This window comes from Zobellia nedashkovskayae, from assembly GCF_015330125.1.
GTDB lineage: Bacteria > Bacteroidota > Bacteroidia > Flavobacteriales > Flavobacteriaceae > Zobellia > Zobellia nedashkovskayae.
In genome coordinates this window covers 2,558,969-2,570,949 of sequence record NZ_JADDXR010000002.1, presented here as the reverse complement: position 1 = coordinate 2,570,949, position 11,981 = coordinate 2,558,969, and the positions used below count along the sequence as shown (strand labels likewise).

At 36.0% G+C, this 11,981-nt stretch carries 12 protein-coding genes; 10 read left to right on the top strand and 2 right to left on the bottom strand.

What is annotated here, in order from left to right:
• Window positions 1-65: 65 nt before the first annotated feature.
• Complete coding sequence (locus tag IWB64_RS10755; protein ID WP_194534002.1) at window positions 66-452, top strand: DUF1573 domain-containing protein; 387 nt, start codon at window positions 66-68, stop codon at window positions 450-452.
• Window positions 453-500: 48 nt separating this feature from the next.
• Here IWB64_RS10755 and IWB64_RS10750 read toward each other — a convergent pair whose 3' ends face one another.
• Window positions 501-1,793, bottom strand: a complete 1,293-nt coding sequence (locus tag IWB64_RS10750; RefSeq protein WP_194534001.1) for a PDZ domain-containing protein — start codon at window positions 1,791-1,793, stop codon at window positions 501-503.
• A gap of 177 nt (window positions 1,794-1,970) precedes the next feature.
• On the opposite strand from IWB64_RS10750, the gene IWB64_RS10745 reads away from it, so the two are divergent.
• From IWB64_RS10745 to IWB64_RS10705, 9 genes are all read left to right on the top strand, one after another.
• On the top strand, window positions 1,971-3,161 hold the full coding sequence (locus tag IWB64_RS10745) for a pyridoxal phosphate-dependent aminotransferase (protein WP_194534000.1): 1,191 nt from the start codon (window positions 1,971-1,973) through the stop codon (window positions 3,159-3,161).
• Window positions 3,161-4,177, top strand: a complete 1,017-nt coding sequence (gene murB, locus IWB64_RS10740) for a UDP-N-acetylmuramate dehydrogenase (protein ID WP_194533999.1) — start codon at window positions 3,161-3,163, stop codon at window positions 4,175-4,177. Before IWB64_RS10745 ends, murB begins: the two co-directional genes overlap by 1 nt.
• 210 nt (window positions 4,178-4,387) lie before the next feature.
• The gene (locus IWB64_RS10735; protein ID WP_194533998.1) at window positions 4,388-4,954 is read left to right on the top strand and encodes an RNA polymerase sigma factor; all 567 of its coding nucleotides are present in this window, start codon (window positions 4,388-4,390) and stop codon (window positions 4,952-4,954) included.
• A 4-nt stretch (window positions 4,955-4,958) separates the two neighbouring features.
• The gene (locus tag IWB64_RS10730) at window positions 4,959-5,717 is read left to right on the top strand and encodes an anti-sigma factor (RefSeq protein WP_194533997.1); all 759 of its coding nucleotides are present in this window, start codon (window positions 4,959-4,961) and stop codon (window positions 5,715-5,717) included.
• 86 nt (window positions 5,718-5,803) lie between these two features.
• On the top strand, window positions 5,804-6,022 hold the full coding sequence (locus IWB64_RS10725) for a membrane or secreted protein (protein WP_155597563.1): 219 nt from the start codon (window positions 5,804-5,806) through the stop codon (window positions 6,020-6,022).
• A 25-nt stretch (window positions 6,023-6,047) separates the two neighbouring features.
• Window positions 6,048-6,602: an RNA polymerase sigma factor gene (locus tag IWB64_RS10720; protein WP_194533996.1), complete on the top strand. Its 555-nt coding sequence runs from the start codon at window positions 6,048-6,050 to the stop codon at window positions 6,600-6,602.
• Window positions 6,603-6,756: 154 nt separating this feature from the next.
• Window positions 6,757-7,632: a lipoyl synthase gene (lipA, locus tag IWB64_RS10715; protein ID WP_155597565.1), complete on the top strand. Its 876-nt coding sequence runs from the start codon at window positions 6,757-6,759 to the stop codon at window positions 7,630-7,632.
• A 102-nt stretch (window positions 7,633-7,734) separates the two neighbouring features.
• Window positions 7,735-8,745 (top strand): type I glyceraldehyde-3-phosphate dehydrogenase, encoded by a 1,011-nt coding sequence (gene gap / locus IWB64_RS10710; protein ID WP_194533995.1) that lies wholly within the window; start codon window positions 7,735-7,737, stop codon window positions 8,743-8,745.
• Entirely contained in the window at window positions 8,742-10,970 is a 2,229-nt protein-coding gene (locus IWB64_RS10705; protein ID WP_226975857.1) for a tetratricopeptide repeat-containing hybrid sensor histidine kinase/response regulator, read from the top strand. Before gap ends, IWB64_RS10705 begins: the two co-directional genes overlap by 4 nt.
• Here the strand turns inward: IWB64_RS10705 and lpxK are convergent.
• Window positions 10,960-11,958, bottom strand: coding sequence for a tetraacyldisaccharide 4'-kinase (gene lpxK / locus IWB64_RS10700; RefSeq protein ID WP_194533994.1), 999 nt, complete (start codon window positions 11,956-11,958; stop codon window positions 10,960-10,962). The genes IWB64_RS10705 and lpxK overlap by 11 nt on opposite strands.
• Window positions 11,959-11,981 lie beyond the last annotated feature (23 nt).

The following is an 11,981-nucleotide window of genomic DNA, read 5'->3' as shown; positions in this document are numbered from 1 at the left end:
TAACAAAAGAATTTTGGAGGTTCATCTTAAAAGATTTATTTTTGAAATTCCCTAAATTTAATAAAATGAAAAAAATTGTACTCGTATTATTTGTTGGCCTAATGGGATTATCCCTTACCGCACAGGACAAGGCCGCTAAAATCGAATTCAAATCCGAAACCGTAGACTACGGTGAAATTCAAAAAGGAGCCGATGGCGTCCGCGTTTTTGAATTTACCAATACCGGCCAAGCGCCTTTAATTATTAGCAAAGTAAGCTCTAGTTGTGGTTGTACCATTCCTAAAAAACCTGAAGACCCAATTTTACCGGGTAAGACAGGAGAGATTTCTGTAAAATATGACACCAACCGTGTAGGTCCAATTAGAAAAGCAATAACCGTTATTTCTAATGCAGATACACCTACTAAGGTTCTTAAAATTAAAGGTGAAGTTAAAGCCGCGGATGGCAAATAACATTATCTAAAAATTTAAATTAAACCCCGATCGAAAGATTGGGTTTTTTTATTTGAGCATATTCTTAAGAACAAAGGAGAAGAGCAAATCAGAATTATACCGTTCAATAAGTAATTTAACACGTTTCCCTTCTTTTTCATTGATCATCTCCAGAATATCTTGAAGCTTATAACGGTGAATTTTTTTACCGTTTACCGCCAAGATAACATCACCCTCCTTCAGGCCCGCTTCATGCGCGGGGCTCCCTGCCCTAATGGCAGACACAATAATTTCTGGAGCAACACTTAATCTAGTCTGACCCTCAAAAAGCAACTGCACATTACCAAAATCGCTTTTATGATTATATACTACTCCTTGGTCATCCGCAATACTTTCCGCTATATAACGAATGCCTTCATGTTGCAGGTCTAATCCAGATAGGTTGTATTTAAAAGGTTTGCCAAAGTTAGAATTCTTGCTGAAGGTAATACGGTTTCGTTGGTAATCAAAGACCACATTAAAACGCTTTAAAACGCAGCCACCAATGCTACCATTACGCCCCGTTAGATTCTTCAGTTCCCGCATAGATTCTTTATCGGGAAAAGCAGCTTTTGCATCGTTTAACATAAAACGACCTATACGCAGGCCATCTACTTTGGTTCTTTTTCCATAAATGTTACCGTTAAGACCTTTACCCAAAAAGTCGTCATAATGCTTATCGGGCACATCTATAGAATCATTCTTAAAAAGCCAGAGAGCATCGCTACTTCCGGTATCCAGCAAAAGCCTTACAGAAAACTCTTTTCTATCTTTTAGATAAAGCCCCGTATTTAGATACGCCTTTTTAGACCTGATAGATAATGGCAGAACCTGCTTGTTTTTATTTTTTGAATACACATAACTTTCTGAATCTCGGAATTTAATGGTCTTGCGTATATAATTGATATCAACTACAAAATCCCTAAAAAGATCGTATCCAATAATACCATGTACAGGAATACCCATGGAAGTTGAAAAATTAATACTTTTATCCATCACAACGAATAGCTTTTGGTCTTCGTTGGTTATATTTTTTAATCGAAATTGGTTTCCATTAGAAACCAGTGCCTTTATAGGAACATCACCTCCAAAGCCTTTTATGGTAATCTCAGAAACATTGTTTATTTGAATAGAATCTTTCTCCGATATATTGAACAGTATAGGTGTGCTCACCCCAGAATCCAATAGAAACGATAATTCAGTGCCATTTACTTCAATGGGCACTACAATTAAATTATTTATTAGCTGAAACTTTAATTTTTCAATTTTTTGACCTTTGGGCAAGTTGAAGCCCTGTGCTGTTACCAAAGAAGATAGTAACATTAAAAAAAAGATGATATGTAATCGTAGCGTTTTCAACTTTTCTCATTTTTCCCTTTATAATTTACGATATTTATAAATACATCTGTTCTTTTTTAACAAATTATCAATAAACGATTTTCCCATCTGGTATGGTTTTCTCATTTGGTTTCCTCATTTTTGTAACTAAATTGAACCTATATGCCATCAGTATCACATAAAGGGCTTTCTATGCCCGAATCTCCTATTAGAAAATTGGTTCCCTATGCAGAAGAAGCAAAGAAAAAAGGGGCAAAAGTAATTCACCTCAATATTGGCCAACCGGACATAAAAACGCCCCAGGTAGCGCTAGATGCGGTAAAAAATAATACACTAGAAGTTATTGCCTATAGCCGTACGGAAGGGTCAGAAGAATACCGTGAAAAACTTGCGGCTTACTATGCCAAAAACAATATTCACGTAACAGCTAAAGATATTATAGTTACCACTGGTGGGTCCGAAGCTTTGGCTTTTACTATGGGCAGTATTGCGGATAATGATGATGAAATTATTATTCCTGAACCTTTTTATGCCAACTACAACGGTTTTGCAACCGCAACAGGGGTAAAAGTTGTTCCTGTGATATCTCATATCGATTCTAATTTTGCCCTCCCGGCCATTGAAGAATTCGAAAAGTTGATTACTCCCAAAACCAAAGCAATTCTTATATGCAATCCTGGTAATCCTACAGGATACCTGTATACTAAAGAAGAAATCAAAAAACTGGCTGCAATCGTTAAAAAACATGATCTATTTTTAATTGCAGACGAAGTATACAGAGAGTTTACCTACGACGGAAAAGAACACTACTCAATTTTACAAGAAGAAGGATTGGAAGAGAATGCCATTATCGTAGACTCCGTTAGCAAAAGATACAGCATGTGTGGCGCTCGTATTGGGTGCCTGGTTACAAAGAATAAAGATGTTATTAAGACAGCTCTAAAATTTGCCCAAGCAAGATTATCACCCCCAACCTACGCGCAAATTGCTAGTGAAGCCGCTTTAGAAACACCTCAAAGTTATTTTGATGACGTAAAAGAAGAATATGTAGGTCGTAGAAACGTGCTTATTGAAGAACTAGAAAAAATTGAAGGTATTAAAGTAGGTAAACCACAAGGTGCTTTTTATTGCATTGCAGAATTACCTATTACAGATGCCGATGATTTTGCACAATGGTTATTAGAAGATTTTAGGTTGAACAATGAAACTGTTATGGTTGCACCAGCAGCAGGATTCTACGCTTCGGAAGGACTTGGGAAGAACCAAATTAGAATTGCCTATGTTCTGGACAAAGAAAACTTAAAGAGAGCCGTTAATATACTAAAGGAGGCGTTAAAAAGTTATATAGCTTAATGGAGGTTACCAAAGACATATCCCTTAAATCATATAACACTTTCGGAATTGATGCAAAAGCTCAATTCTTTATTGAAATTAATAGTTTGGAGGACCTTAAAGCGGGGCTTCAACTAGATGGTTACCCAAACAAATTTGTTCTCAGCGGTGGAAGTAATATGTTGATTACCGATGATATAAATGCATTGGTAATGCACATTAACTTAAAAGGCAAAGAAGTCATTGAAGAAAGTGACGACAACGTCTTTTTAAAAATCATGGCAGGAGAAAATTGGCACCAAATGGTGTTATGGACGCTAGACAATGGTTATGGCGGACTAGAGAATATGTCTCTTATTCCTGGCAATACAGGTACTGCGCCAATACAAAATATAGGTGCTTACGGGGTTGAGTTAAAAGACAATTTCGTTTCCTGTGAAGCAATGCATATTGAAACGCAAACCTTAAAAACCTTTTCAAAAGAAGATTGCCAGTTTGGTTATCGCGATTCTTTTTTCAAAAACGAAGGAAAAGGAAAATATATTATTACTTCGGTAACCTTTCAACTAAGCAAAAACAACCATAAGAAAAATACATCTTATGGAGCTATTGAAACCGAACTTGAAAAGATGGGAATTTTAAACCCCACTATAAAAGATATTTCAAATGCTGTAATAGCAATTAGGCAAAGTAAATTGCCGGATCCCGCAGTTTTGGGCAATAGCGGTAGTTTTTTTAAAAATCCGGTAATAAGTATCGAAGAATACAATAAATTCATTGCTCTACACCCAGAGGCTCCATCCTATAAAATTACGGATGAAAGTTTTAAGATACCCGCAGGTTGGTTAATTGAACAATGCGGTTTTAAGGGTAAGAGATTCGGTGATGCAGGAATTCACAAAAATCAGGCATTAGTACTTGTTAATCATGGTACAGCTACAGGTCAGGAGATACTAAACTTAGCCTATAGAATAATTGATGAAGTGAAGAAGAAATTCGGCATTAGTATATCACCGGAAGTAAACATCATAAAATAAATAACCCCCAAAGATAAATCTAGGGGGCTATACCAAACCAAACTAACCAAAAATTAAATGTGCAGTTACCAAGTGCACATTTATATTATTAATATTTTAGAAAACGTCTATATAAAAATCAATTTTATAAATTAGCGTTTAAACATATACGGTATTAGCAATTGAATTGGATGCCCAAACATTCATTTTTTTTGACTCCGGCACTATAACATGAGTACACTACTGGAAAAACATATTGTAGAACTACTTCAGGAAAGAGATGAAAAAGCCATTTCACTCTTGTATGAGCATTATGGCGACACGCTTTTGGGGGTGGCCAACAAAGTAGTTCGAAATGAGGAATTGGCACAGGATGTATTACAGGAAAGTTTTATCAAAATTTGGAAAAAATCTGATTCGTACGACTCGTCTAAAGCAAAACTTTTTACATGGTTATTTCGTATAACACGCAATACTGCAATAGATAAATTAAGAAGTGTTAATACAAAAAGCGATAAGGAAATCCAAATCGATGTTTCTGACGTATATAATTTAGGCGTCAACAGCATAAGACCAGAGTTTATGGACGTCCGTGAAAATTTAGAGAAAATAGAGACCAAATACCAAATTGTGTTGGATGCCTTGTTTTTTGAGGGGATGACACAACAGGAAGCGAGCGATGAGCTTAATATTCCGTTGGGAACTATCAAATCTAGATTAAAGATCGGACTTAGGGAACTCAAGAAAATTTATGGCCCAACAATGTTGTTGTTGTTATCAATAAACCTGATATCCTAATACCATGAAAGAAAAGATAAAACTATTTTTAGACTCCGATTTACTGGAAAGCTATCTTTTGGGTGCTACAACGACTGAGGAAACATTACAAGTAGAACGTTACTTATCTATGTACCCAGAAGTTCGTAAAACTTATGAAGAGTTGCAAGACAACCTAGAAACGTATGCAAAAATGCATGCCGTTAAAGCTCCAGAAGCCCTTAAAGAAAGAATACTTTCAAGTATCAATAAAGAATCTAACTTTAAAAGAAATTTTTACCGCATGGCAGTTGCTGCCAGTTTTGCCGTATTAATTTCTGCAGGTTCTTCTTATTTCTTCTGGGATCAAAATCAAAGCTTACAATCAGAGAACTCTATTGTTAATAATAAAATTGACGATTTAGAAGAAACGATGCGCGCGCAGTTAGAAGATGTTAGAAACCAGTTCATTGTACTTCAAAATCCAGAAACTAAAAAATATACGGTTAAAGGAAACAGAAAAGCACAGGAACTTAAGGCCGTTGCCTATATAAACCCTGTTAAGAGACTTTCTTACCTTAATGTAAGTAAGCTTCCACATTTACCAAAAGACCAATGCTACCAAATGTGGACCGAGGTTAACGGTGAAATGTTAAACCTTGGAATTATCAAAGAGGCCAACAGTCAAGAAAAATTATTGGCACTACCTTACGCAGAAGATGCTGTAAGTTATATTACTATTGAGCCTAAGGGAGGAAACAAAAGCCCGTCCGTAGAAAATATAGTAGCGAATATAGCATTCTAAGCAACCATCTTATTTAAGATATCATTAAGCCCCGAAACTTCCGTTTCGGGGCTTAATTTTATATCTTTGTCTCAAAATTCATCTATATGAAACTCATATTATTGACAATTGGTTTATTGGCATTAGCATTTGCAGGAATAGCCATTAAAATCTGGGCAAAAAAAGACGGTAAATTTGCAGGCACCTGTGCTAGTCAAAGTCCTTTTTTGAATCAAGATGGGCAAGCTTGTGGTATGTGCGGTAAATTACCGAGCGAACAAGACTGTAAAAATGAAGACAACATAAACCTTCAATCTTCAATTTAAATTTTCATTTTCAAACTAACTACTCTTGGCAAAAGCCGATGACAATATTCAAATTACCATAAAAAAAGCCCTTGCAGGCAGCCAAATTGCTTACAGCACACTTTTAGATACTTTCTGGAACGGCGTTTACGGTTTTCAGCTAAAACGCACTGAAAATGAGAGTGATGCGGAAGATATTACCGTGCAGACTTTTTCAAAGGCGTTTGATAAATTAAGCACCTATAATGCCGATTACGAGTTTAATACCTGGCTAATTACCATTTCAAAGAACATACACGTAGATTTAATTCGGAAGCGTAAAAGGAATCTTGAAACCAGCGGAAATCAAGATGCGGTTAAAAAGGTATTAGACGATGCACCATCTGGAGAAGATCAATTAATTAGAGAGCAGAACTTGGCTACCCTTTTAATGCATATTAAAAAACTGAAGCCGCATTATCAAGAAGTCATCAACCTGAGGTATTTTAAAGAATTGAGCTATGCGGATATAGCGCTAGAACTTAATGAACCTATTAACAACGTTAAGGTTAAACTATTAAGAGCGAAAAAGCTTCTAGCTGAAGTCATTCAGAAAAAGTAGGAATCTCTCTACCTGAATTAAATATCAAATTCTATTTTGATGAGGTATTATCTTAAATCTCACAAAAAGTGCTTTTTAGTTAAAAGCAAAAACCACTCATTAGCATCGGTGCTGCAACGCTAAATCGTATATTTGTACAAAATTGCACTAAACTATGAGCACAGATACTATAGGTAACGTTATTCCTCCCAAAGGCAAACCAAAATGGCTAAGAGTTAAGCTTCCTACAGGTAAAAAGTATACTCAACTTAGAAGTTTAGTAGACAAATACGACCTTCACACCATCTGTACGTCTGGTAGCTGCCCAAATATGGGTGAATGCTGGGGAGAAGGTACAGCTACATTTATGATTCTTGGAAATGTTTGTACTAGATCATGTGGTTTTTGCGGTGTTCAGACCGGTCGTCCAGACACCGTAGATTGGGCAGAACCTGAGAAAGTAGCTCGTTCAATTAAAATAATGGGCATCAAACATGCCGTTATTACTTCTGTAGACAGAGATGATTTAAAAGATATGGGCTCTATCATTTGGGCGGAAACCGTAAAGGCCATTCGCAGAATGAATCCCGAAACGACCCTTGAGACATTGATTCCTGATTTTCAAGGAATAGAAAGACATTTAGATCGTATTATAGAAGTAGGTCCCGAGGTTGTTTCCCACAATATGGAAACCGTCAAAAGGCTTACTCGTGAAGTGCGTATACAAGCAAAATATGAACGTAGCCTTGAGGCTTTACGATATTTGCGTGCCAATGGTGTAAACCGTACTAAATCTGGAATTATGCTAGGTTTAGGGGAACTTGAGGAAGAAGTAATAGAGACCATGAGGGATTTGCGCGATGCCGATGTAGATGTAGTCACTATTGGACAATACCTTCAACCTTCCAAAAAACATTTACCTGTAAAAGAATTTATTCTTCCAGAGCAATTCAAAAAATATGAAGAAATAGGCTTAGAAATGGGCTTCAGACATGTTGAAAGTGGTGCTCTAGTGAGATCTTCTTACAAGGCCCACAAACATATACACTAATTGCTTTTTTTACACTGAGGATTGATAATCCGTATAATAACAATTTCACTGTCAAATGAAAAATAGCTTTAGATATTTTATTCTTTAGCCATCACCTGTTTTATGAAGAAGACCAATATAGGCATTAACGGATTTGGCCGAATAGGTCGAACACTTTTTAGGCTTTTAGACAAACACCCCAATCTAAATGTAGTTGCCATTAACGATTTGGCAGATGCCCGAACACTATCACATTTATTAAAATATGACAGTATTCACGGGGTTTTTAATCACCAGGTCAGCTATAAAGAGAATACAATTCTTGTAGACGATAAATCTATCGCCTTAACCAACCACAAAACTCCTAACGACATTAAATGGTCTGATTATGATGTAGATATTGTGGTGGAATGTTCAGGGAAGTTCAAAACCAAAGAAAGTCTTGAGCCACATTTAGCAAACGGGGCCAAAAAAGTGATTTTATCCGCTCCACCTGCAGATGATGATATTAAGATGATTGTGTTGGGCATTAATGAAACTACTATAAATGCTGACGATGATATTATTTCAAACGCATCTTGTACAACCAATAATGCGGCACCAATGATCAAAATAATTGATGATCTGTGTGGCATAGAACAAGCTTACATTACCACAATACATTCGTATACCTCTGACCAAAGCCTTCATGACCAACCACATCATGACCTTAGAAGGGCTCGTGCGGCTTCGCAATCTATTGTTCCCACAACCACGGGTGCGGCAAAAGCGCTTACGAAGATTTTCCCTCACTTAGCAGACGTAATTGGTGGGTGTGGAATTCGTGTGCCAGTGCCAAATGGATCTCTAACAGATATTACTTTTAATGTTAAAAAGGAAACATCTATAGAAGAAATAAACACCGTTTTCAGAGAAAAAGCAGGCAAAGAGTTCAAAAACATACTTTTATACACAGAAGATCCTATAGTATCAATAGACATAAACAATAGTTATTATTCTTGTACGTTTGACTCTATGATGACTTCGGTTATCGGAAAAATGGTCAAAATTATTGGTTGGTACGATAACGAAACCGGTTATAGTAGTAGACTTATAGACCTTATTTTAGTACTTAAAAGAAATAAATACGTTTGAAACTAGATTTTCTACATAACGGCTTAAAAAGAATCTTATCAATATTCGTATTGATTTGGGTTGTGCAAAACGCACAGGCCCAAGATAGTCTTATTGTAGAAAATAGTGATGTTCGTATCTACTTTGAAGAAGCGAGAGCTTTCCGTAATAGAGATCAAACGGACTTAGCTCTTGAAGCCCTAGAAAAGGCATCAAAAGTAGCAGAGAAAAATGAAGATGTAAAAGCACTCATAGATTGCTATCACAAATTTGCTCTTGTCTATCTGAAACTTAAAAAAGAAGAGACTACATACTTTTATTGGGACAGAGCAAAGGCATTGCTTAAGGACATAGAATATCCTTATGGTAGCGCTATGCAAAAATATATTGAGGCCATTTTACTCTTTCATGACGAGAAAAATTTTCAAGCTATCTTCATGCTTAATGAAGCTAAACAGCTCAATAACGATCGTAATTTCTTTAATAATATATTACTGGCAGAAGGTAATATCTATCTAAAACTAGAAAAATACGATAGTGCCACAAAAAATTTCAACTCGCTTATTATCAATACGGATATTTACGAAAGTGATTATCTGGCCACTAGAGCTTATCTAGGTTTAGCCCAACTAAACCTTAGCACCGAAAAATTAGTAGAAAGTGCGGAAAACGGCGAAAACGCCCTGAAATTGGCAAAAAAGAATAAATTTTTCAAAGAAATATGGGAAGCCAATGAAATGCTCACCACGATTTACGAGAGGCTTGGTAAATATGATAAATCGCTAGCTAACAACAAAGACCTTTTACAAATTCGCGATTCGCTCTTCAACATTGCAAAAATGAAGACCGAGGCAAAAACCGCGGAAAAAATTCAGTTCGATTTTATGAGCGATGAAATAAAGCGCCAAGAACAAAAAATTGAAGAACTGAACGAATCAAAGAACAAGTCTGATATTACCATAATATTGACTTCTGCCCTATTAATAATCATTACGCTTTTGGCAGTTTCATTATTTAGAAACAACCAAATAAAATTAAAAACCAACGATTTACTTCAGACTAAAAATAATGAACTAAAGGCTGCCAGAGATGCTGCTGTAAATGCTATGGAAGCTAAGACAAATTTCTTGTCTACGGTTAGCCACGAATTAAGAACACCACTCTATGCAGTAACAGGCCTTACGCATTTACTCTTAGAGGAGAACCCAAGCAAGGGTCAGAAAGAACACCTTAAAGCTTTGAAATTTTCAGGTGATTATTTGTTGAACTTCATAAACGACATCCTGCAAATTAATAAAATTGACGCCGATAAATTGGAACCTCTTAATGTAGAATTCAACCTGAAAAAAGTACTTCAGGAAGTTATTGACTCCCTTAAACAAGGAGCACAGACTAACAATACCACACTCATTTTAGATTACGATACGAAAATACCTTATCACCTGATGAGCGACCCGCTAAAACTATCTCAGATTTTTCTGAATTTAGTAGGTAACGCTTTAAAATTCACCAAAGGTGGCGAAGTTAAGGTCACTGCCAAATTAATGAAGAAGGATGATGAAGATGTCACGCTTTATTTTGAAGTAAAAGACAACGGTATAGGTATTGCAAAAGAGCAACAACAGAACATCTTTGATGGTTTTGAACAAGGTTCAATACAAATAAACAGAGAGTACGGTGGTACTGGTCTTGGTCTTACTATAGTTAAAAGTTTATTAGGCCTTTTTGAAAGTAAAATAGAACTAGAGAGCGAATTGGGTGTTGGAAGTACATTCTTCTTTCAACTAGCAATGAAGGGCAAGGATAGTATTGTAGATGATATTCCGTTTGAAGTAACTCCTCAAGATTTTAAATTTGAGGGCTTAAATATTCTAATTGTTGAAGACAACAAAATAAACCAAGTCATCACCAAAAAAATGCTTACCAAAAAGGAGATTACGAGCGACATTGCAAACGACGGTGGCGAGGCAATAGATATGGCTCGTGAAAACTACTATGATGCTATTTTAATGGATATTCATATGCCAGGTATTGGCGGTGAAGAAGCTACGATTGAAATTAGAAAGTTTGATATTGTCACCCCTATTATAGCTCTTACCGCTATTTCTTTAGACGATAGTTTAGAAAGTTTCTATGCTGCTGGCTGTAATGATGTAGTTACAAAACCGTTTAAACCTGAAGTCTTCTATCAAAAAATAGGCGAAAATATTTTCAATAAAAAAGAGCTTAAAAACACTACTTCATAAATTCTTGCAATCTTACTTTTAAGACCAACTCCCCATCATCAAAAAACTGATGCTTTACGGGAATGAAATAAAGATTACTCACCTTATCTTTTAGGCGAACAAAATCTTTTTCCGTAGTCAAAATACATTTCTTTTCTCTTAGAATATCTAATTCTGAATTACTGAAATCATGATGGTCTTTAAACTTTAAATGCTCAAATCTCAATCCTTTAAACTTCAAATAATCAATTAATGGCTGTGGATTGGCTATACCAGTAACCAAGGTAACTTTTTTGGTCTTTAAATCATCTAACGAAATAGAATCATCAACTGCCGTTAAACTATCATCATAGGCCAAGTAAGAGAACAATACTTTTTGACGAGGTTCTGGTTTCAGTTTTGCCATTATTGCGTTCCGAGCATCAACACTTAAATTACTAGGGCATTTCGTCACCACTATAACCTCTGCCCTACTAGCCTCCTTTTTACTATCCCTTAAATTTCCTGTTGGCAAATACCAATCATCAACATAAAGATTACCAAAAGAAGTCAGGAGTATTGAAAATCCGCAAATAACCTTACGGTGTTGGTAGGCATCATCCAATATGATAACGTCTGGCTTAGAACGTTTTTCTAAAATTTCTATTCCATTTCTTCTGTCTGCATCAACAGCCAAATTTATATCGGAAAATTTAGAAAATATTTGAAAAGGCTCATCACCCAAAGTTCCCACAGTAGCACTATCATCAGCCAAAACAAATCCTTTTGACTTCCTGCGATACCCCCTACTCAGCACGGCCACTTTATAATTGTCCTTTAACAAAGCAACCAACAGCTCTACCATAGGAGTTTTACCAGTACCACCGGCACTTAAGTTTCCTATACATATAGTAGGTGTTTCAAAACTTTTAGAACTAAAAATTCCTTTATCGTAGAAATAATTCCGCAAGTAAACCACCAACGCATAAACCAATGAAACGGGAAATAATATTTTTCTGAGTAGTTGCACGAAGGCGAAATTATAATATTTTA